Consider the following 19,860-nt stretch of genomic DNA (forward strand, 5'->3'; position numbering starts at 1 on the left):
TTGGCGCGCTTACGGCTGGGGCCACCGAAGCCACCACCAAAGCCACCACCGCCGCCAATGCTGAAAAAGCCCTGGTTGCCACTGCTAGCCCCAGGGGCGCCGTCGCGGATGTTGACGGTTCCGCCGCCGTTTTCAGGTAGTACGTTCTGAGTCATACAGAGTCTCCTCGTCTGTATGGCTCAGGGTCTTTTCCAGCAGGGTCTTGGCTGCGCTACATAACGCTCAGGCGTCAGCGGTCAATTACAAGAAGTGTCCGCGCGCAAAAAAGCCGCCGCAGAATGACTGCGGCGGCTTTCGCGTGAATCAGAGCGGTGAGATCAGCGCTTGTGCGCCAGCAGGTAAATCCCGATCAGCATGCCCAACACACACAACCCCGCCACGTAATACGCCGGTGCCAACGGGCTGAACTTGAGCAGCGCGGTGACCACCATCGGCGTCAGCCCGCCGAAGATCGCGTAGGCCACATTGTAGGAAAACGACAGCCCGGTGAAGCGCACCACTGCCGGGAACGCCTTGACCATCACGAACGGCACCGCGCCGATCACCCCGACGCACAGACCCGTCAGGGCGTACAGCCCGAACAGCAGCTCGGGGTGCGTGGCCAGGCTGTGGTAGAAGCTCCAGGAACTGGCCAGCAGCAGGAGGCTGCCGATCACCAGCACGCGGCCGGCACCGAAGCGGTCGCACAGCCAGCCGGTGCCGATGCAGCCGAGGCTGAGCAGGACGATCGCCAGGCTGTTGGCCTTGAGCGAATCGGTGGGGCTGACGTGATAGAGCGTTTGCAGCAATGCCGGTGTCATCAGGATCACCACCACGATGCCGGCCGACAGCAGCCAGGTCAGCAGCATCGAAAGGATGATCGCGCCGCGGTGATCGCGCAGCACCGCGCGCAACGGCAGCTCTTCGGCCAGGGCCTTGCGCTGCTGCATCTCGGCAAATACCGGGGTTTCATGCAGCCAGCGGCGCAGGTACACCGAGAACAGGCCGAACACGCCACCGATCAGGAAGGGAATGCGCCAGCCGTAATCGGCCACCTCTTCGGCGGTGTACAGGGTGTTGATCAGGGTCGCGACCAGCGAGCCCAGCAGAATCCCGCCTGTCAGCCCCGCCGTCAGCGTGCCGCAGGCATAACCGGTATTGCGCGCAGGCACGTGCTCGGAGACGAACACCCAGGCTCCCGGCACTTCGCCACCAATGGCCGCGCCCTGGATGACCCGCATCAACAGCAGCAGTACCGGCGCCATCAGGCCGATCTGCGCGTAGGTCGGCAGCAAGCCCATGATCAGCGTGGGCACGGCCATCATGAAGATGCTCAGCGTGAACATCTTCTTGCGCCCCAGCAGGTCGCCGAAGTGAGCCATGACGATGCCGCCGACGGGCCGTGCCAGGTAGCCGGCGGCAAAGATGCCGAAGGTCTGCATCAGGCGCAGCCATTCGGGCATTTCCGGCGGGAAGAACAACTTGCCGACGACCGCAGCGAAGAACACGAAGATGATGAAGTCGTAGAACTCCAGTGCGCCGCCCAGGGCCGACAGTGACAAGGTCTTGTAGTCGTTGCGGGTAAGCGGTCGCGCGGGCTGCTCGGTATTGCTGGGCACGGTGGTCATCGGGGTTTGCACTCTTGTGGGGCACGCAGGCCGCGCTGTTCGCGGCTTCTGGAATGGGCGGTCAAGGAAGATAGCAAATTGACCTGCCGCGCTCATAGGCACCTGGCCCTGTAGAGGATATTCATGAAGCGGCGGTCGAAGCGCTTGGCAACGGCCTATATACTGCGTCGCTCGTAGGAAAAGGCTGCATCTGATGTGGGATGTTGTGTGAAAACAGCGGTCAATCTGCTCAGGCAACGTTGCAGAGTTTTGCCACAAGCCGCCTGCATCGGTGAAAGGGGCGTACCATGTGCCGCGATCGTCGTTTATCTCGCGCCTTCAGGGCTATGGATGAATAGACTGACCGGGCCCGCGTGCGAACCTGCCTACACCGCAGCTCGACCGTCGCGCAGACCCTGTTCGCATCCAGTCTGATGCGCCCTCTCACGAAGCGTCACGGGTCAGAGGCCCCTCGGCATGATTGAGCTCGAACAAGAAGATCCCATTCCACAAGGCGACCTGGCCTTGCAGATCACCGCGCTACCGCGCGAAACCAACGGCTTTGGCGATATTTTCGGCGGCTGGCTGGTGGCGCAGATGGACCTGGCCGGCACCGCCATGGCCAGCCGTATCGCCGGGGGCCGTGTGGCGACTGTGGCTATCGACCGCATGGCCTTTCTGGTGCCCGTGGCCGTGGGCGCGCAGCTGTCGTTCTATACCCAGACCCTGGAGATTGGCCGCAGCTCGATCCAGATGATGGTCGAGGTGTGGAGCGACGACCCGCTGTCCAGCGAATGGCGCAAGGTCACCGAAGCGGTGTTCGTCTTCGTCGCCATCGACAGCAGCGGCCGCACCCGCGCCGTGCCGCAGCGTTAAGCTGCCGCTGGCCACCCTGGACAGCGGCCAGCGTAAGTGCGTCGCAACCTGGCCCCGGCGGCTCGCAACGTCCGCCGGCCCGCCGCGCTGACGCCAATGGCCGCCTTTCTCCCGCATCGCCAACAGGATCCTGCGAATGACCACTGCCAACGTCGACACCCTTGTGCTGGGCGAACTCAAATGCTGGCGCATCACCACGGCCCGGGCCGAGCTGGTCATCGCCCAGCAAGGCGCGCAGATTCTGCGGTACCGGAAAACCGGTGAGCCAGCGCTGTTGTGGCTGAGCGAACAAGCGCTGTTCAAGCAGGGCAAATCGGTACGCGGCGGTGTCCCGGTGTGCTGGCCGTGGTTCAGCAATCTGCGGCGCAACCCCGAGGCGGTGCAGGCGATGTACAACGGTGAGCCCGCGCCGGCTCATGGCCTGGTACGCGGCTGTGACTGGCAACTGCTGGGCATTGAAGAACAGGGCGATACGGTACGCCTCGAATTCGACATGCCGCAGGCGCAGGGCGGGTTGCCCGACTGGCCGCACAGCGTCGAACTCAGGCTGTGCATCGCACTGGGCGATTCCCTGCACATCACCTTGAGCAACCGTAATCTCGGTGCACAGCCCGTGACGTTGAGCCAGGCACTGCATACCTACTTCGCCGTCAGCGACGTGCGCCAGGTGCAGGTGCAAGGGGTGGAAGGCCTCGACTACATCGAGACCCTCGCCGACTGGGAGCAACGTACTCAGCAAGGCGCCCTCACCTTCGCCGGTGAAACCGACCGCATCTATCTCGATCCCCCGCCGCACCTGAGCATCGTCGATGCGCAGCACAAACGCCGTATCACCCTGCACACCCAGGGCTCGCACTCGGCGGTGATCTGGAACCCCTGGACCGAGCGCGCGACCGAGCTGCCGGACATGGCCAACGACGCCTGGCAGGGCATGCTCTGCATCGAGACCGCCAACGCCTGGCACGACGTGCTGACCCTCGCGCCTGGCGCCAGTCACGCCCTGTCAGTGAGAATCAGCAGCGAGCCGTTATAACGCGGCTGTCCATCCAATCGCGGGCCGGGCTCAGAGGTCCGCGTCCTCCACCACCCGCACCACCTGCGCATCCAGCGCATAGGCCGCATCGGCCAGGTCATTGCTGACCTTCTCCACCTTCAAGGGCCCGCTCACCCACAGTGGCGTATAGATGTCGCTGATCTTCAGGCCTTTCGGATAACGCACCAGCACCAGTTGGTTGGGTGGCGGCGGCGGTACGTGGATGCAGGCGCCCGGGTATGGCACCAGGAAAAACAACGTGCTGTTGCCTTTGGCGTCGCTTTCCAGCGGCACCGGATAACCGCCCAGGCGGATACGCTTGCCATTCATGGCAGGCACGGTCTTGGTGGAATACATCACGGCCGGCAGGCCCTTGCTTTGTTTCAGGCCGCCCTTGTCGGTGAAGGTGCCCATGGCTTCGGGCGAGTCATGGTCGATCTCGGGCATGGCTTCGAGCGCTTTCTGGTCCGACTTGGGCATCAGTTCGAGCCAGTCGGTTTCGGGCAGTTCGGCGTGAGCCAGGGCGCTGGCCAGCAGCAGGGGAAGGAGGAACAACGCGCGCATAGAGTGCTCGGCAACTCAGGGGATGAATTGCCGGGCATTCTATCTGCAATCAGCGCTTACGGATGAAGCCGTAGATCACCAGAATGATGATCGCGCCCACCAGCGCCCCGAAGAAGCCTGCGGCCTGACCGGCCTGGTAGATACCCAGTGCCTGGCCGCCATAGGTGGCGAGCAACGAACCTGCGATACCGAGCAGGATGGTCATGATCCAGCCCATGCTGTCGTCACCTGGCTTCAGGAAACGCGCCAGCAGGCCGACGATGAAGCCGATGAAAATGGTTCCGATGATGCCCATGGCAATCCCTCCTGAATGAAATGAAACGCGCCAGCGGCGGTCGAGCACGCTGGCACCTGTTCTCTCAGAGGGCAAGAAGCCCGGCGAGGTTCAATTCGCCGCGATCAACGCCTCTACCTCGGCGATCCTGGCCCGCAGGGTGGGCAGGTCCTGGCAGCGCAGGGTGGCGTGACCCACCTTGCGACCGACCTTGAACGCCTTGCCATAGTGATGCAGGTGGCAATCGCTGATGGCCACGGTCCGGGCTACATCTGGCACGGCGCCGATGAAGTTGAGCATGGCGCTCTCACCGACCTTGGCGGTCGAGCCCAGCGGCAGGCCGGCCACGGCGCGCAGGTGGTTCTCGAACTGGCTGCACTCGGCGCCTTCGATGGTCCAGTGCCCGGAGTTGTGCACGCGCGGGGCGATCTCGTTGGCCTTCAGGCCGCCATCGACTTCAAAGAACTCGAAGGCCATGACGCCGACGTAGTCGAGCTTCTCCAGCACGCGGCCAACGTAGTCTTCGGCCAAGGCTTGCAGCGGGTGCGCCTGGCTGGCCACCGACAGGCGCAGGATGCCGTTGTCGTGGGTGTTGTGCACCAGCGGGTAGAAGCGGGTTTCGCCATCGCGACCGCGCACCGCCACCAGCGAGACCTCGCCGGTGAACGCTACGAAGCCTTCCAGCAGGCACGGCACGCTGCCCAGCTCGGCGAAGGTGTCGACCACGTCAGCCGCGCTGCGCAGCACTTTCTGGCCCTTGCCGTCGTAACCCAGGGTGCGGGTCTTCAGCACAGCCGGCAAGCCGATGCTGGCCACGGCGGCGTCGAGGTCGGCCTGGGAAAGGATGTCGGCGAACGCCGGGGTGGGGATGCCCAGGTCGCGGAACAGACTTTTTTCGAAGAGGCGGTCGCGGGCAATGCGCAGGGCGTCGGCACTGGGGTAGACCGGGACGAACTGCGAGAGAAATGCGACGGTTTCAGCCGGTACGCTTTCGAACTCGAAAGTCACCAGATCGACCTCGTCAGCCAGCTGGCGCAGGTGGTCCTGATCGCCGTAATCGGCGCGCAGGTGTTCACCCAGAGGCGCTGCGCAGGCGTCTGGCGCCGGGTCGAGGAAGGCGAAGTTCATGCCCAGCGGAGTGCCCGCCAGGGCCAGCATGCGGCCGAGCTGGCCGCCACCGATTACACCGATTTTCATGGAATGAGCCTCAAGCCTGGCGCGGGTCTGGATTGTCCAGCACGGTGTCGGTCTGCTCGGTGCGGAACTGCTTGAGTGCCGCGTGGAACTGCGGGTGCTTGGCGCCCAGGATGCTGGCCGACAGCAGCGCGGCGTTGATCGCCCCGGCGCGGCCGATGGCCAGTGTGGCGACCGGAACGCCCGCGGGCATCTGCACGATCGACAGCAGCGAGTCGACGCCCGACAGCATCGAAGACTGCACCGGCACGCCAAGCACCGGCAGGTGGGTCTTGGCCGCACACATGCCAGGCAGATGCGCCGCGCCACCTGCGCCCGCAATGATCACTTCGATCCCGCGGCCTTCGGCCTCTTCTGCGTACTGGAACAGCAGATCAGGGGTGCGGTGCGCCGACACCACTTTCACCTCGAAGGGGATGCCGAGCTTTTCCAGCATCTCGGCGGTGTGGCTAAGGGTGGACCAATCGGACTTGGAGCCCATGATCACGCCAACCAGTGCACTCATCGTCGAACCTCTCCTGCAAGCGCCTGCGGGCGCGCTAAAAGCAACAAGCCACGCAGGGGACCGGCGTGGCTTGTTGTGTGGATTCTGATCGACCGGCTCGGCCGAAGGCGCGGGATTATAGCCTAGTGCAGAAGGAACCGCACACCCCTGCAAGCACAGAGCGGATCAAAGGGCAAGCTGTCTGGCGGGACAACTTCCACACCGGTTCACGGCGCCTCGCCCTGGCTGCCCACCGACTCCAGCTTGCGCCACAGCAACCGCACGTTGGCCTTGCGCACCAAGGCGCAGCGGTACAAACGGATTTCCAGCGGCACATGCCACTGCGCCGGACCGCAAATCGCCAGTTCTCCGCGCTGCAGCTCACCGCGCATCGACAGCCGTGGCACCCAGGCCACGCCCATGCCTTCCAGCGCCATGCTCTTCAGGCTGTCGGCCATGGCCGTTTCGCACACCGTGGTATAGCGCAGGCTGCGCTGGCGCAGCAGCAGGCTCACCGAGCGCCCCAGAAAGGCCCCGGCGCTGTAGGCCAGCAGCGGCACGCTGGTCTCGCCTTCCAGGTCGAACAGCGGCTTGCCGTCAGAGCCCACGGCGCAGACCGGAAGCATTTCGGTGGTGCCCATGTGCAACGAAGGGAAGATTTCCGCGTCCATCTGCAACGCCGCGTCAGGGTCGTAGAACGCCAGCATCAAGTCGCAGCCACCTTCCCTCAAGGCATGCACCGCTTCGCCGACGTTGGTAGCGACCATGCGTGTGGCGATGTTCAGGCCGTCATTGCGCAGTTGCGCGACCCAGTGCGGGAAGAAACCCGAGGCCAGGGAGTGGGCGGCGGCAATTTGCACCACTTCACCCTGCCCGCCTTCCAGATGATGCAAATGGCGCAGAACTTCGCCCAACTGGTCGACAACGGTCCGCGCGGTCACCAGAAAAAGCTGGCCGGCCTCGGTCAGTTCGATAGGCGTGCGTGAGCGGTTCACCAGGGTCAGGCCCAATGCCGCTTCAAGGCTGCGTATCCGTCGGCTGAAGGCGGGCTGGGTCACGAAACGCCGCTCCGCCGCCTGGGAAAAACTGCGGGTGGCGGCCAGTGCGCTGAAGTCTTCCAGCCATTTGCTTTCAAGGTTCATGAAGCCCGTCTCCGGCGCGCACCAAAATGGAACACGCTCGCTGGTCAGTTGACGTCACATCAATCGGTATGCCGTTTGTGCATAGGTTAGCGTGCATCAGCATTGGCCGCAAAAATGCCTCAGGCCTAGGATTGGCGGCATTCCGGCACATGCCGGGTCAACATCGAGATGATATCCATCATGTCCGCTGCTGCATCGTTCCGCGTCGAAAAAGATCTGCTTGGCACCCTGGAAGTTCCTGCCGATGCCTACTACGGCATCCAGACTCTGCGCGCTGCCAACAACTTCCACCTCTCCGGTGTGCCGCTGTCCCACTACCCGAAACTGGTAGTCGGCCTGGCCATGGTCAAGCAGGCCGCTGCTGACGCCAACCGCGAGCTGGGGCACCTGAGCGATGCCAAGCACGCCGCCATCAGCGCCGCCTGCGGCCGACTGATCAAGGGCGACTACCACGAGCAGTTCGTGGTCGACATGATCCAGGGCGGTGCTGGCACCTCCACCAACATGAACGCCAACGAAGTCATCGCCAACATCGCGCTGGAGGCCATGGGTCACCAGAAGGGCGAATACCAGTACCTGCACCCCAACAACGACGTGAACATGGCGCAGTCGACCAACGACGCCTACCCCACTGCGATCCGTCTGGGTCTGCTGCTGGGCCACGACGCGCTGCTGGCCAGCCTCGACAGCCTGATTCAGGCCTTCGCCGCCAAAGGTCAAGAATTCAATCACGTGCTGAAGATGGGCCGCACCCAGCTGCAAGACGCCGTGCCGATGACCCTGGGCCAGGAATTCCGCGCCTTCGCCACCACCATGACCGAAGACCTCAACCGTCTGCGTTCGCTGGCGCCGGAACTGCTCACCGAAATCAACCTGGGCGGCACCGCCATCGGCACCGGCATCAACGCCGACCCGGGCTACCAGGCCCTGGCCGTTCAGCGCCTGGCGCTGATCAGCGGCCAGCCGCTGGTCCCTGCCGCCGACCTGATCGAGGCCACCTCCGACATGGGCGCCTTCGTGCTGTTCTCCGGCATGCTCAAGCGCACCGCGGTCAAGCTGTCGAAGATCTGCAACGACCTGCGCCTGCTGTCGAGTGGCCCACGCACCGGCATCAACGAGATCAACCTGCCAGCGCGTCAGCCGGGCAGCTCGATCATGCCGGGCAAGGTCAACCCGGTGATTCCAGAGGCCGTCAACCAGGTGGCCTTCGCCATCATGGGCAACGACCTGGCCCTGACCGTGGCAGCCGAAGGCGGCCAATTGCAGCTGAACGTGATGGAGCCGTTGATCGCCTACAAGATCTTCGATTCGATCCGCCTGCTGCAACGCGCCATGGACATGCTCCGCGAACACTGCATCGTCGGCATCACCGCCAACGAACAGCGCTGCCGCGAGCTGGTCGAGCACTCCATCGGCCTGGTCACTGCACTGAACCCGTACATCGGCTACGAAAACGCTACTCGTATCGCCCGCGTTGCCCTGGAAACCGGCCGCGGCGTGCTGGAACTGGTGCGTGAAGAGCAGCTGCTGGACGAAGCGATGCTCGATGACATCCTGCGCCCGGAAAACATGATCGCCCCGCGTCTGGTGCCGCTCAAAGCGTAACCGACCGCTGTAACCGTCTCACCAGGTCGAGGGGCCTAGACACCCCTCCACCCTTCAAGGGCCCGCGTGCATGCACCGGGCCCTTTTTTTATGGCAGATCCAGCACCCCGGCGCGGCGCTCGATGCAAAGCATCAAAAGGTCGCGTGATCGCGCAGCGCCCTCTGCGCGTCTGGCTCACTAAAGTGCAGGGGTGCGAGGGTATCCGGCATGCAATTTGCTCGGCAATGTCCCTCACCCCCTGCGGACGCCCGAGCATGCTGCACAGCCACCTCACCACCCTCAATGCGGTTTCGCTGACCCTCAAGGTGTTCGCGCAGCAGGGCGTCGACCCGCAGCAACTGCTCGCCGGCAGCGGTATCAGCGCGGCAGACCTGGGCCAGGCCGACGCCCGCATCACCACCCAGCAAGAGTTGCAGGTGTGCGCCAACGCCGTGGCACTGCGTGAGGACATCGGCCTGGAGCTGGGGCGGCGCATGCACGTCTCGTGCTACGGCATGCTGGGCTATGCATTGCTGTCCAGTGCCACCTTGGGTGACGCCCTACGCTTGGCACTGCAATTTCCGGCACTGTTGGGAACAGTCTTCCACTTGCGCCTTGTAGAAGAGGGGAAACGCGTCTGGCTCAGTGCCAGCGAGCACCATGAAGCGCCCGGGCTGGCGGCCTTCAATGCCGAATTCTGCATGGTCTCGCTCAAAGTGATCTGCGATGACCTGCTGGGCCACTCGCTGCCCTTGCAAGCCGCCCGCTTCGCCCACCCTCGCCCCGGCTACCACGCGCTGTACGCTGACACCTTCGCGTGCCCGCTCGCGTTCCAGGCCGCCGACAACGCCTTTGCCTTCGACCGCACGTGGCTAGAGGCCCCGCTACCGCTGGCCGACGCTATCACTCACCAGGCGATGGACGAGCGCTGCCGGCGGCTGAACCTGGAGTTCACCGGGCGCCAGGCCTGGCTGGGGCGTATTCGTCAGCTGCTGCAGCAGCAATTGAGCGCAGCCCCTGGGCTGGATGGGCTGGCCCAGCAGATGAACTGCTCGTCGCGCACCTTGCGCCGGCACTTGCAGGCACTGGGCTGCAGCTATCAACAGCTGCTCGACGAGCTGCGTTTCGAGCAGGCCAAGCACTTGCTCAAGCAGGCGCACCTGCCGATTCACCAGATCGCCGAAACGCTGGGCTTCAGCGAAACCGCGAGCTTCCGCCACGCCTTTCAGCGCTGGTGCGGTGTGGGCCCTCGACAGTACCGCGGCTGAAGGCTGGCCACATCGATCCCCTTTTGGCCATTCCTGGCGTTCTTCGACCGGGTCAGCGCCCAGCACAATGGCTGCATGCCAGTGACCCGGAGAACAACAATGCTGACGATCTATTCCGATGACCACCGCCTGCACCACGGCCGCTGCGAGCTGATCGACGGCCAACTGATGCCCTGCTTCGAGATGCCTTCGCGCGCCGATCACGTCCTCGAGCGGGTCAAGACACGACAGTTGGGCGAGGTGCGTGGCCCCACCGACTTTGGCCGCGCACCGTTGCAGCGTATCCACAGCGACACCTACCTGGACTTCTTCGAAGGCGCCTGGGCCCGCTGGGCGGCGCTGGAGCGCGACGGTGACCTGCTGCCGTTCACCTGGCCAGCGCGCACCCTGCGCCAGGTCAAACCGACCAGCCTGCTGGGCGAGCTGGGTTATTACAGTTTCGACGCGGGTGCGCCGATCACTGCCGGCACCTGGCAGGCCGCCTACAGCGCAGCGCAGGTGGCCCTGACCGCCCAGGCCGCGATCGAGCAAGGCGCCCATGCAGCCTTCGCCCTGTGCCGCCCGCCCGGGCATCACGCCGCCGCCGAGGTCATGGGCGGCTACTGCTACCTGAACAACGCGGCCATCGCTGCCCAGGCATTTCTCGACCAAGGTCGGGCCAAGGTGGCGATCCTCGACGTCGACTACCACCACGGCAACGGCACCCAAGACATCTTCTACGCCCGCAGCGATGTGTTCTTCGCCTCGATCCACGGCGACCCGCAGGCCGAGTTTCCGTTCTTCCTCGGCTATGCCGATGAGACCGGCGAAGGCGCAGGGGAAGGCTGCAACGCCAACTACCCTCTGCCTGCCGGCAGTGACTGGGCTGCCTGGAGCGCTGCGCTGGAGGACGCTTGCCAGCGCATCGATGCCTATGACGCTGAGGTGCTGGTGATCTCGCTGGGCGTGGACACCTTCAAGGACGACCCGATTTCGCAGTTCAAGCTCGACAGCCCCGACTACCTGAAGATGGGTGCGCGCATCGCCCAGCTCGGCAAGCCGACGCTGTTCGTGATGGAAGGCGGCTACGCGGTCGAGGAAATCGGTATCAACGCGGTCAATGTGCTGGAAGGTTTCCAGCGCGCCTTGCCAGGAGCTTGCTCATGACCCTCAGCAAACGTCTGCTCGCCCCACTCGTCGCCGCCAGCCTGCTGGCCAGCGCCGTTCACGTCCAGGCCGAAGAGCAGCGCACCCTGCGCGTGTACAACTGGTTCGACTACATCACCCCGCAGACCCTCACCGACTTCAAGAAGGACAGCGGGGTCAAACTGATCTACGACATCTTCGACACCAACGAGGCACTGGAAGCCAAGCTGCTGACCGGCAACTCCGGCTATGACGTGGTGGTGCCGTCCAATGTGTTTCTGGCCAAGCAGATCGAGGCTGGCGTGTTCCAGCCACTGGACCGCAGCAAGCTGCCCAACTGGCAGCACCTGGACCCGGCGTTGATGAAGCTCATCGAAGCGAATGATCCTGGCAACACCTTCGCCGTGCCCTACATGTATGGCACGGTGTTGATCGGCTTCAATCCGGAGAAGGTCAAGGCGGCACTGGGCGAGAACGCGCCGGTAGACAGCTGGGACCTGATCTTCAAGCCTGAGAACATCGCCAAACTGAAGCAGTGCGGCGTGGCCATGCTCGACTCGCCTTCGGAAATTCTGCCTCTGGCCCTGGCCTACCTGGGCCTGGATCCCAATAGCAGCAAGCCGGCGGACTATCAAAAGGCCCAGGACCTGCTGCTGAAGATCCGCCCGAGCGTGACCTATTTCCATTCCTCCAAATACATGGGCGACATTGCCAATGGCGATATCTGCGTGGCGGTAGGCTATTCCGGCAGCTTCTCCCAGGCTGCCAACCGCGCGCGGGAAGCCAACAACGGCGTAGTGGTGGACATGCGCCTGCCCAAGGAAGGCGCGCCGATCTGGTTCGACATGCTGGCCATTCCGAAAAACGCCGCCAACCCCGAAGACGCCCATGTCTTCATCAACTACCTGCTGCGGCCTGAGGTGATCGCGCCGATCAGCGATTTCGTGGGTTATCCCAACCCGAACAAGGACGCTACCGAGAACGTCAGCCCGGCCATTCGCAACAACCCCAACCTCTACCCGACCGCCGAGGCAATGGCCAAGCTGTATACCCTCAAGCCGTTGCCGCGTGACGCCGAGCGGGCGCGGACGCGGGCCTGGACGCGGATCAAGTCCGGGACCTGAGGTCTGTGCGTGCGCTAGCGCGGTCTCTGACCGCGTCGGGTTCGAGCCTGTCTGCTCGACCTGCAATATCACTTGGCGGTTATCAGGCCGGCTACGCCGGCCATCGCGGCTGAAGCCGCTCCAACAGTCATCCACACACTCGCCAGGCCTTGCGCAGCCGTAGCAAGGCCTCGGCGATCTGCCTTTCCGGCACTGCTGCGAAGCCCAGCACCAGGCCGGCCCGGGCGTCCAGGGGTTCGTGGCTGTCTGGCAGCCAGTAGCTGCTCAACGGGTTGACCTCGATGCCCACCGCCTGCGCCCGGGCGACCAGGTCCTGCTCGCGCGCGAGCTTATCCACAGCCACTTTGACATGCAGCCCTGCTGCAACCTCAGGCATTGCCGCCAGCCCTGGTATGTCCAGCGGCCAGCCGGCCTTGAGCACGTTGCGCCGGCTGAGCGCCGCCTTGCGCATGCGCCGGATGTGCCGCTGGAAGTGCCCTTGGGCCATGAACTCGGCCATCACGCACTGGGTGCTGACCTCGGAGTGGCGCACTGCCAGCGCACGCGCCTGACCGAAGGCCGCTACCAGACGCTTCGGCAAGACCATATAGCCCAGGCGCAGCGCTGGAAACGCCACCTTCCCGAACGTTCCGACGTACAGCACCCGCCCCTGTCGATCCAGTGCCGCCAACGGTGCCAGTGGCGCACCCACGTAGCGATACTCGCCGTCGTAGTCATCCTCGATGATCCAGCGCCCCTCGCGCTCGGCCCATTCCAGCAAGGCCAGGCGCCGGGGCAGGCTCATGGTCACGCCGGTCGGGTACTGATGGGCAGGTGTGACATAGGCCAGGCGACAGTCTTGCACTGCGTTGAGCCGCTCACAGTCCAGGCCTGCCTCGTCCACCGGAACGCCGACGAGCTGAGCGCCGCCCATGGCGAAGGCGTGGCCGGCTGCGCGGTAGCCGGGGTTTTCCACAGCGACCCGGTCGCCCGGTCGCAGCAGCACCTGTGCACAAAGGCTGATGGCTTGCTGCGCACCACTGGTGATCATAATTTGTCCAGCGGTGCAGGCCAGGCCCCTCGAACGACGCAGGTAAGTCGCTATGAGCTCGCGCAGTACGAGTTCTCCAGCGGGGTCGCCATAGCCTAGCAAGGCAGGGTCTGGATTTCGCCAGAAACCCGCCTGCAGCCTGGCCCAGACGTCGAAAGGGAACAGATCGAAAGCCGGCACGCCTACCCGAAATGCGCGCGGTGCTCCCATAGCGGGCGCTGGCAGATGATGGGTTTTCAGCCACCCTAGCGACTCGGAAAGTCTGTCAGAACTGGATGAATGCTCAGTATCAGAATGTGTTTTTGTGGATAAGTCTGTTGATAAGCCTAGGGATAACCCTGTGGATAGCTGTGTGGATAGTTTCTCCAGCTCGGTAACATAAGTGCCATCCCCTACCCGGCTTTCGATGAAGCCTTCGGCATACAACTGGTCGTAGGCCCGCATCACGCTGTTACGCGACAGCCCCAGCATCTGCGCCAGATCGCGTGTAGCCGGCAGCCGCGTGCCACTGCCCAGCCGGCCATCCAGCACCCGCATGCGCAGCGCTTGATACAGCTGCTGGCTGAGGCCGCGACGCCGGTCCAGCACGATGCCGGCCGGATCGAAAGGCAACGCATGGGTACACTCGCGCATTGAATTGGACCTGTGAAAATAGCTGGAAATGGCGCTTACGCAGAGCCAATAGCCTGCCTAGGATGGGTTCATCGCACAAGGACCTTCAGCATGTACAGCAGTCCACCGCACCAGATGCATGACCTCGAACTGCTGCACCAGCACATGCAGGCCACCCGCCTGGCGGTGCTCATCAGCCATGGCGAACACGGCCTGCTGGCAACTCACCTGCCCGTGCTGGTGGATGTGGGGCAAGGCGAGTACGGCACCGTTCATGCCCACCTGGCGCGGGCCAATCCGCAATGGCGGGATCTTGCACAGGGCAGCGAGGTGCTGATCGTGTTTCCCGGTGCCGATGCCTACGTCAGCCCCGGCTACTACCCGAGCAAGGCCACACAGCCCAAGGTGGTGCCCACCTGGAACTACACCGCCGTGCACGCCTACGGCGCAGCGCAGGTGATCCACGAGCCCGCACCGCTGCTGGACATCGTCACCCGCCTGAGCGAACGCCACGAGCACCATCAACCCACGCCCTGGCGCGTGGCGGATGCACCGCTCGATTATCTGGACGGCATGCTGCGCGCCATCGTCGGCGTACGCGTGCCCATCACCCGCCTGCAAGGCGCACGCAAGCTCAGCCAGAATCGCTCGGCCGCAGACATCGCCGGCGTACATGACGCGCTGACTGCCAGCACAGACCCCATGGACAACCAACTCGCGGCGCTCATGCGCCCACGCTGAAGGAGCGACTCATGCCCAACGTAACCCTGCGCCCCGTCACCGCCCAGGACCACAGCCACTGGCTCGCGCTGTGGCAGGCCTACCTGGTGTTCTACAAGACCGAACTGGCCGATGAGGTCAGCAGCAGTACCTGGCAACGCTTGCTTGACGTGAACGAGCCGACCCACTCGGCGCTGGCCTGGGTCGATGGCAAGGCCGTGGGGATGGTCAACTGGATCTATCACCGGACCAACTGGAGCATCGGTGACTCCTGCTATCTGCAGGACTTGTATGTCGATGGCGAGCAGCGCGGCCTGGGGATTGGCGCGCAGTTGATCGAACAGGTGTGCAGCGCCGCCAAGGCGGCGGGCTGCAGCAAGGTGCACTGGCTGACCCAGGACACCAACGCCACCGCCATCCGGCTCTATGAGCACGTGGCGGAGCGTTCGGGGTTCATCCAGTTCCGCCGTAACCTGTAACGGTCAGCGCAGGTGGGCGTGCAACTGCGCAATGTGCTCCGGCCCGATGCCGCAGCAGCCGCCCAGCAGGCTGGCGCCGCGCGTGCGCCACTCTTGTGTCCAGCGCAGGTAGCCAGGCGGGTCGAGGTCTTCGCGCAGCTCGTCCAGGCCATCGTTGGCCGTGGCGTCCTTGGGTTGCGGGGGAAAGGCGTTGGCATAGGCGCCGATGGCGATGTCCACGCCCAGGTGCTCGAACACCGCCTTGGCCGCATCGATGGCCGCGCCGATCACTTCCGGCTGGCTGCAGTTGAACAGCAGGGTCTGCACGCCCAACCCGGCCACGGCCTCGGCCGCTTCGCTGACCGGCTCGCCGGAACGCAGGCGCGGGGTGTCGTCGGTGTCTTCGTCCTGCAAGGTGAACGAGACCCAGAACGGCTTGCCGTCTTGTGGCAGACGCGCCTGGATCGCGCGCACCTCGGCAATCGCGCTCTGGGTTTCCGCCAGCCACAGGTCCACGTAGGGTGTCAGCCCTCGCAGTAGCGGGGCCAGCACTTCATCGACCCGCTCCGGGGTGTACAGGTCCGGGCGATAGGAGCCGAACAGGGGCGGCAGCGAACCGGCCACCCGCACCTGCTGTGCCCCGGCATCAGCCGCCGTCCGTGCCAACTGGCCTGCGCTCGCCGCCAGCGCCTCACCTTCTTCAGCAAAGCGCTGCTCACCGATGTGGAACGGCACCACCGCATAGCTGTTGCTGGTGATCACGCTGGCACCGGCTTCGATGTAGGCCCGGTGCACGGCAATCACGGCCTCAGGCGCCTCGGTCAGCGCCAGTGCCGACCACTCCGGCTGACGAAACGGCGCGCCGCGACGCTGGAGTTCGCGGCCCATGCCGCCATCGAGAATGACTAACGGTCGTTCGCTCATATACATTCCACTTATATCGATATGAATAAAATTCACTAGTGACTTAATAGTTATAACTATTAAATATTGCCATACGATTTTTTTAAAACTATTTCAGGTATTTCCATGCGTTTTCCCGCCGTTGTCAGTGCAGGCCTGTTGGCCTTGAGCGTCATCACACAAGCCCATGCAGGCGCCACGCTGGAGCGGGTGGAGTCTCGCAAGGAACTGGTCAACGTGCTGATGGAAAGCTATCCGCCGTTCTCGTTCCTCAACGAGCAGAACCAGCTCGACGGTTTCGACGTGGACGTGGCCAAGGCCGTGGCAGACAAACTGGGCGTCAAGCTGCGCCTGGAAACGCCGTCCTGGGACGTGATCGCTGCCGGCCGCTGGAGCGGGCGCTACGACATCTGCATCTGCTCCATGACCCCAAGCAAGGCCCGTTCGCAGGTCTTCGACTTCCCCGTCGAGTACTACGCCTCGCCTGCGGTGATCGTGGTCAACGCCAAGGATGAGCGCATTCACTCGGCCAAGGACCTCAACGGCCTGAAGGTCGGCCTGACCAGCGCGTCGAGCTACGAAAGCTACTTGAACAAGAACCTGGTCATCGAAGGCGCCGAAGACAAGCAGCTCGACTACCCCTTCGAGATGGTGCAAGTCGCCCCGTATGACACCGACAACGTCGCCTTCCAGGACCTGGGCCTGGGCGCCGGCGTGCGCCTGGATGCGATCCTCACCAACCTGGTCACCGCGCAGCCGCGGCTCAAGCAGGACAGCCGCTTCAAACTGGCCGGCGCCCCGTTGTACGAAGAGCCCAACTCGGTGGCCATCGAGAAAGGCGACCCGGAGTGGGACGCCAAGGTGCGTGCGGTGTTTGCCGAGCTCAAGGCCGACGGTACGCTGGCGCGGCTGTCACAGAAGTGGATCGGCGCCGATATCAGTAAATGAGTGCTCATCGACCTGATGCCGGGCCCGGCGTGAAAGCCTCGGGCCCGCGCCTGCTGGGCTTTCGCACGCGCCTGTACCTGACCTGGCTGGCGCTGCTGGCGATCTTCGTCGGCTTCTTTCTCAGCTTCGATCTGCAGTTCGCGATCATCGTCGAGAAATTTCCCAATCTGGCAGGCTTCAAGCTCGGCCCTAATGGTTTCCTGCAAGGCGCGGCGCTGACGCTGTTCCTGTGTCTCTGCTCGATTGGCGTCTCGGTAGCGCTGGGCTTTGCCGCCGCCCTGGCGCGGTTGTCGAACAGCGCGGTGCTGCTGGGCATCGCCAGCTTCTACACCTCGTTCTTCCGCGGCACGCCACTGCTGATCCAGATCCTGCTGATCTACCTCGGCCTGCCACAGATCGGCCTGGTGCCCGGCGCGATCAGCGCCGGCATCATCGCCCTGTCGCTCAACTATGGTGCCTACCTCAGTGAAATCTTCCGCGCCGGCATCATCGGCGTTGCCCATGGCCAGCGCCAGGCGGCCCTGGCCCTGGGCATGAGCCGCAGCACGATCTTCTGGCACATCACCCTGCCCCAGGCCATGCGCACCATCATCCCGCCCACGGCGAACCAGTTCATTTCGATGCTCAAGGACTCGTCCCTGGTCTCGGTGATGGGCGTGTGGGAAGTGATGTTCCTCGCGCAGTCGTACGGGCGCTCCAGCTATCGCTACCTGGAGATGCTGACCACGGCGGCGGTGATCTACTGGCTGCTGTCGATCGTGCTGGAGCTGCTGCAGGCACGGCTCGAGCGGCATTTCGGCAAGGGCTATCAGCGTTAGTCGGGCTCATCTGAACCGGCTGGGTCGCTTGACCATGCCCATCTGCAGGCCAAACGGCTTGAACACGGCATTCAGCGACTTGAGGGTAGGATTGCCCACGCCTTGCTCGATCTCGATCAGGGTGCGCACGGAGATCTTGCACATTAAGTGCAGGTAAAGAAAAAGGGAGAGCATTGCTCTCCCAGAGGTAACCTTTCGCTGATCAACGCTTGAGATCAGCCCTCGATCTCGATCAGGATCTCACCCGGCGTCACTCGGTCACCCTTGGCGACATGAATGGCTGCCACCTTGCCGGCAATCGATGCCTGCACCTCGGTCTCCATCTTCATCGCTTCGGTGATCAGCACCGCCTGACCGGCCTTGACCGTGTCGCCTTCCTTCACCAATACATCGACGATGTTGCCCGGCATGCTGGTGCTGACGTGGCCCGGTTCGCTGGCCTGCTTGCGCTTGCTGCTGCCACCACCGACGAACTCGTTGAGCGGCTCGAACACCACCTCTTCCGGCATGCCGTCGATGGACAGGTAGAAGTGGCGCTTGCCTTCGGCCTTGACGCCCACGCCGGTGATGTCGACACGATAGGTTTCGCCGTGCACGTCGATGACGAACTCGGTCGGTACACCCTCGCCGCCTGGCGCGGCCACGGCGCCGGCTTCAGGGATCGGCAGCAGCACTTCGGGGGTCAGGGTGCCGGCTTCGCGCTCTTCGAGGAACTTGCGCCCGATGTCCGGGAACATGGCGAAGGTCAGCACGTCTTCTTCCGAGTGCGCCAGCGCACCGATGTCGCCACGCAGCTTGGCCATTTCCGGCTTGAGCAGGTCGGCCGGGCGTACGTCGATCACCTCTTCGCTGCCGATGGCCTGGCGCCGTAGCGATTCGTTGACCACACCGGGGGCCTTGCCGTAGCCGCCTTGCAGGTACAGCTTCACTTCGTTGGTGATGGTCTTGTAGCGCTCGCCGGCCAGCACGTTGAAGAACGCCTGGGTGCCGACGATCTGCGAGGTCGGGGTCACCAGCGGCGGGAAGCCGAGGTCTTCACGTACACGCGGGATTTCGGCCAGCACTTCGCTCATGCGGTTCAGCGCTCCCTGTTCCTTGAGCTGGTTGGCCAGGTTGGAAATCATCCCGCCCGGCACCTGGTTGACCTGCACGCGGGTGTCCACGGCGGTGAATTCGCTTTCGAACTGGTGGTACTTCTTGCGCACCGCATGGAAGTACATGCCGATCTCCTGGATCAGCGACAGGTCCAGGCCGGTGTCGTATTCGCTGCCCTTGAGCGCGGCGACCATCGATTCGGTACCCGGGTGGCTGGTGCCCCAGGCGAAGCTGGAGATGGCCGTGTCGATATGGTCGGCGCCGGCCTCGATGGCCTTGAGCTGGCACATCGAACCCAGGCCCGCCGTGTCGTGGCTGTGGATAAATACCGGCAGGTCGATCTCGGCCTTCAACGCCTTGACCAGTTCGGCCGTGGCATAAGGCGTCAGCAGCCCGGCCATGTCCTTGATGGCGATGGAGTCGATGCCCATGGCCTGCATGGCCTTGCCCTGGGCGACGAAGGCCGCCACGGTGTGCACCGGGCTGGTGGTGTAGGCGATGGTGCCCTGGGCGTGCTTGCCGCTGGCCTTCACCGCCTCGATGGCCACCTGCAGGTTACGCACGTCGTTCATGGCATCGAAGATGCGGAACACGTCGATGCCGCTCTCTGCCGCCTTGGCGACGAAGGCGCGCACCACGTCATCGCTGTAGTGGCGGTAGCCGAGCAGGTTCTGGCCGCGCAGGAGCATCTGCAGGCGGGTGTTGGGCAGCGCCGCACGCAGTTGGCGCAGGCGCTCCCAGGGGTCTTCCTTGAGGAAACGCACGCAGGCGTCGAAGGTCGCGCCGCCCCAGACTTCCAGCGACCAGTAGCCGACCTTGTCGAGCTTGTCGCAGATCGGCAGCATGTCTTCGGTGCGCATGCGAGTGGCCAGCAGCGACTGGTGAGCGTCACGCAGGATGGTGTCGGTGACATGGATTTTCTTGGACATTCTTATCTCCTGTAAGCCGCAAGCTGGGCGCGTCAAGGTGCGAGTAAAAGCTGATCTGCCTCTACCTGCCTCTTGCCGCTCGAAGCTTGCCG

Annotated in this window: 19 protein-coding genes and 1 pseudogene; 10 read left to right on the plus strand and 10 right to left on the minus strand. The window is 63.9% G+C overall.

The window, feature by feature from the left end; genetic code table 11:
• Nucleotides 1–317: 317 nt before the first annotated feature.
• Nucleotides 318–1,607 (minus strand): MFS transporter, encoded by a 1,290-nt coding sequence (locus RT028_RS05105; protein ID WP_312933132.1) that lies wholly within the window; start codon nucleotides 1,605–1,607, stop codon nucleotides 318–320.
• Between the two features lie 456 nt (nucleotides 1,608–2,063).
• Between RT028_RS05105 and RT028_RS05110 the strand changes: the two genes are divergently transcribed.
• Nucleotides 2,064–2,462, plus strand: coding sequence for an acyl-CoA thioesterase (locus tag RT028_RS05110; protein WP_312933134.1), 399 nt, complete (start codon nucleotides 2,064–2,066; stop codon nucleotides 2,460–2,462).
• Between the two features lie 136 nt (nucleotides 2,463–2,598).
• Nucleotides 2,599–3,495 carry a D-hexose-6-phosphate mutarotase gene (locus tag RT028_RS05115; protein WP_312933136.1) on the plus strand — a complete coding sequence of 299 codons (897 nt, stop codon included), beginning with the start codon at nucleotides 2,599–2,601 and terminating at the stop codon, nucleotides 3,493–3,495.
• Nucleotides 3,496–3,525: 30 nt separating this feature from the next.
• On the opposite strand, the gene RT028_RS05120 is transcribed toward RT028_RS05115, so the two are convergent.
• From RT028_RS05120 to RT028_RS05140, 5 genes are all read right to left on the minus strand, one after another.
• Nucleotides 3,526–4,059 (minus strand): DUF3299 domain-containing protein, encoded by a 534-nt coding sequence (locus RT028_RS05120; protein WP_312933138.1) that lies wholly within the window; start codon nucleotides 4,057–4,059, stop codon nucleotides 3,526–3,528.
• A gap of 49 nt (nucleotides 4,060–4,108) precedes the next feature.
• Nucleotides 4,109–4,354, minus strand: coding sequence for a GlsB/YeaQ/YmgE family stress response membrane protein (locus tag RT028_RS05125; protein ID WP_312933140.1), 246 nt, complete (start codon nucleotides 4,352–4,354; stop codon nucleotides 4,109–4,111).
• 90 nt (nucleotides 4,355–4,444) lie between these two features.
• A complete protein-coding gene (locus RT028_RS05130; protein ID WP_312933142.1) occupies nucleotides 4,445–5,530 on the minus strand; it encodes a 5-(carboxyamino)imidazole ribonucleotide synthase in 1,086 nt (361 codons plus the stop codon).
• Nucleotides 5,531–5,540: 10 nt separating this feature from the next.
• A complete protein-coding gene (gene purE, locus RT028_RS05135; protein WP_312933144.1) occupies nucleotides 5,541–6,032 on the minus strand; it encodes a 5-(carboxyamino)imidazole ribonucleotide mutase in 492 nt (163 codons plus the stop codon).
• A gap of 206 nt (nucleotides 6,033–6,238) precedes the next feature.
• Nucleotides 6,239–7,153 (minus strand): LysR substrate-binding domain-containing protein, encoded by a 915-nt coding sequence (locus RT028_RS05140; RefSeq protein WP_312933145.1) that lies wholly within the window; start codon nucleotides 7,151–7,153, stop codon nucleotides 6,239–6,241.
• Between the two features lie 180 nt (nucleotides 7,154–7,333).
• On the opposite strand from RT028_RS05140, the gene aspA reads away from it, so the two are divergent.
• The 4 genes from aspA (at nucleotide 7,334) to RT028_RS05160 (ending at nucleotide 12,255) form a co-directional block, all read left to right on the plus strand.
• On the plus strand, nucleotides 7,334–8,758 hold the full coding sequence (gene aspA, locus RT028_RS05145; RefSeq protein ID WP_312933147.1) for an aspartate ammonia-lyase: 1,425 nt from the start codon (nucleotides 7,334–7,336) through the stop codon (nucleotides 8,756–8,758).
• Between the two features lie 255 nt (nucleotides 8,759–9,013).
• The gene (locus tag RT028_RS05150) at nucleotides 9,014–10,006 is read left to right on the plus strand and encodes an AraC family transcriptional regulator (RefSeq protein ID WP_312933219.1); all 993 of its coding nucleotides are present in this window, start codon (nucleotides 9,014–9,016) and stop codon (nucleotides 10,004–10,006) included.
• Nucleotides 10,007–10,105: 99 nt separating this feature from the next.
• Entirely contained in the window at nucleotides 10,106–11,152 is a 1,047-nt protein-coding gene (locus RT028_RS05155) for a histone deacetylase family protein (RefSeq protein WP_312933149.1), read from the plus strand.
• Entirely contained in the window at nucleotides 11,149–12,255 is a 1,107-nt protein-coding gene (locus RT028_RS05160) for an extracellular solute-binding protein (RefSeq protein WP_312933151.1), read from the plus strand. Before RT028_RS05155 ends, RT028_RS05160 begins: the two co-directional genes overlap by 4 nt.
• 127 nt (nucleotides 12,256–12,382) lie before the next feature.
• Here RT028_RS05160 and RT028_RS05165 read toward each other — a convergent pair whose 3' ends face one another.
• Nucleotides 12,383–13,918: a PLP-dependent aminotransferase family protein gene (locus tag RT028_RS05165; protein WP_312933153.1), complete on the minus strand. Its 1,536-nt coding sequence runs from the start codon at nucleotides 13,916–13,918 to the stop codon at nucleotides 12,383–12,385.
• Nucleotides 13,919–14,008: 90 nt separating this feature from the next.
• Here RT028_RS05165 and RT028_RS05170 point away from each other — a divergent pair, with 90 nt between their 5' ends.
• Complete coding sequence (locus RT028_RS05170; RefSeq protein ID WP_312933155.1) at nucleotides 14,009–14,638, plus strand: FMN-binding negative transcriptional regulator; 630 nt, start codon at nucleotides 14,009–14,011, stop codon at nucleotides 14,636–14,638.
• Nucleotides 14,639–14,649: 11 nt separating this feature from the next.
• A complete protein-coding gene (locus tag RT028_RS05175; RefSeq protein ID WP_312933157.1) occupies nucleotides 14,650–15,096 on the plus strand; it encodes a GNAT family N-acetyltransferase in 447 nt (148 codons plus the stop codon).
• Nucleotides 15,097–15,099: 3 nt separating this feature from the next.
• Here the strand turns inward: RT028_RS05175 and RT028_RS05180 are convergent, their stop codons facing one another.
• Nucleotides 15,100–15,999 carry a homocysteine S-methyltransferase family protein gene (locus tag RT028_RS05180; protein WP_312933159.1) on the minus strand — a complete coding sequence of 300 codons (900 nt, stop codon included), beginning with the start codon at nucleotides 15,997–15,999 and terminating at the stop codon, nucleotides 15,100–15,102.
• 105 nt (nucleotides 16,000–16,104) lie between these two features.
• On the opposite strand from RT028_RS05180, the gene RT028_RS05185 reads away from it, so the two are divergent.
• Complete coding sequence (locus RT028_RS05185) at nucleotides 16,105–16,926, plus strand: ABC transporter substrate-binding protein (RefSeq protein ID WP_312933161.1); 822 nt, start codon at nucleotides 16,105–16,107, stop codon at nucleotides 16,924–16,926.
• The gene (locus tag RT028_RS05190) at nucleotides 16,923–17,744 is read left to right on the plus strand and encodes an amino acid ABC transporter permease (protein WP_312933163.1); all 822 of its coding nucleotides are present in this window, start codon (nucleotides 16,923–16,925) and stop codon (nucleotides 17,742–17,744) included. The genes RT028_RS05185 and RT028_RS05190 overlap by 4 nt, the downstream gene beginning before the upstream one ends.
• 6 nt (nucleotides 17,745–17,750) lie before the next feature.
• Here the strand turns inward: RT028_RS05190 and RT028_RS20290 are convergent.
• Together RT028_RS20290 and oadA are read right to left on the minus strand one after the other, a co-directional pair.
• Nucleotides 17,751–17,888 (minus strand): annotated as a pseudogene (locus RT028_RS20290) (transcriptional regulator); the annotation flags it as partial.
• A 71-nt stretch (nucleotides 17,889–17,959) separates the two neighbouring features.
• The gene (oadA, locus tag RT028_RS05200) at nucleotides 17,960–19,768 is read right to left on the minus strand and encodes a sodium-extruding oxaloacetate decarboxylase subunit alpha (protein ID WP_312933165.1); all 1,809 of its coding nucleotides are present in this window, start codon (nucleotides 19,766–19,768) and stop codon (nucleotides 17,960–17,962) included.
• Between the last annotated feature and the right edge of the window lie 92 nt (nucleotides 19,769–19,860).

The sequence above is a fragment of the Pseudomonas sp. genome, from assembly GCF_032058845.1.
Lineage (GTDB): Bacteria > Pseudomonadota > Gammaproteobacteria > Pseudomonadales > Pseudomonadaceae > Aquipseudomonas.

Bases quoted from the DNA above. Each gene is read 5' to 3' on its own strand.
- RT028_RS05120 (WP_312933138.1), bottom strand. From the start codon at position 4,059: ATGCGCGCGTTGTTCCTCCTTCCCCTGCTGCTGGCCAGCGCCCTGGCT.
- aspA (WP_312933147.1), top strand. From the start codon at position 7,334: ATGTCCGCTGCTGCATCGTTCCGCGTCGAAAAAGATCTGCTTGGCACC.
- RT028_RS05105 (WP_312933132.1), bottom strand. From the start codon at position 1,607: ATGACCACCGTGCCCAGCAATACCGAGCAGCCCGCGCGACCGCTTACC.
- RT028_RS05190 (WP_312933163.1), top strand. From the start codon at position 16,923: ATGAGTGCTCATCGACCTGATGCCGGGCCCGGCGTGAAAGCCTCGGGC.
- RT028_RS05150 (WP_312933219.1), top strand. From the start codon at position 9,014: ATGCTGCACAGCCACCTCACCACCCTCAATGCGGTTTCGCTGACCCTC.
- RT028_RS05140 (WP_312933145.1), bottom strand. From the start codon at position 7,153: ATGAACCTTGAAAGCAAATGGCTGGAAGACTTCAGCGCACTGGCCGCC.
- RT028_RS05155 (WP_312933149.1), top strand. From the start codon at position 10,106: ATGCTGACGATCTATTCCGATGACCACCGCCTGCACCACGGCCGCTGC.
- RT028_RS05165 (WP_312933153.1), bottom strand. From the start codon at position 13,918: ATGCGCGAGTGTACCCATGCGTTGCCTTTCGATCCGGCCGGCATCGTG.
- purE (WP_312933144.1), bottom strand. From the start codon at position 6,032: ATGAGTGCACTGGTTGGCGTGATCATGGGCTCCAAGTCCGATTGGTCC.
- oadA (WP_312933165.1), bottom strand. From the start codon at position 19,768: ATGTCCAAGAAAATCCATGTCACCGACACCATCCTGCGTGACGCTCAC.
- RT028_RS05115 (WP_312933136.1), top strand. From the start codon at position 2,599: ATGACCACTGCCAACGTCGACACCCTTGTGCTGGGCGAACTCAAATGC.
- RT028_RS05185 (WP_312933161.1), top strand. From the start codon at position 16,105: ATGCGTTTTCCCGCCGTTGTCAGTGCAGGCCTGTTGGCCTTGAGCGTC.
- RT028_RS05175 (WP_312933157.1), top strand. From the start codon at position 14,650: ATGCCCAACGTAACCCTGCGCCCCGTCACCGCCCAGGACCACAGCCAC.
- RT028_RS05160 (WP_312933151.1), top strand. From the start codon at position 11,149: ATGACCCTCAGCAAACGTCTGCTCGCCCCACTCGTCGCCGCCAGCCTG.
- RT028_RS05125 (WP_312933140.1), bottom strand. From the start codon at position 4,354: ATGGGCATCATCGGAACCATTTTCATCGGCTTCATCGTCGGCCTGCTG.
- RT028_RS05110 (WP_312933134.1), top strand. From the start codon at position 2,064: ATGATTGAGCTCGAACAAGAAGATCCCATTCCACAAGGCGACCTGGCC.
- RT028_RS05170 (WP_312933155.1), top strand. From the start codon at position 14,009: ATGTACAGCAGTCCACCGCACCAGATGCATGACCTCGAACTGCTGCAC.
- RT028_RS05180 (WP_312933159.1), bottom strand. From the start codon at position 15,999: ATGAGCGAACGACCGTTAGTCATTCTCGATGGCGGCATGGGCCGCGAA.
- RT028_RS05130 (WP_312933142.1), bottom strand. From the start codon at position 5,530: ATGAAAATCGGTGTAATCGGTGGCGGCCAGCTCGGCCGCATGCTGGCC.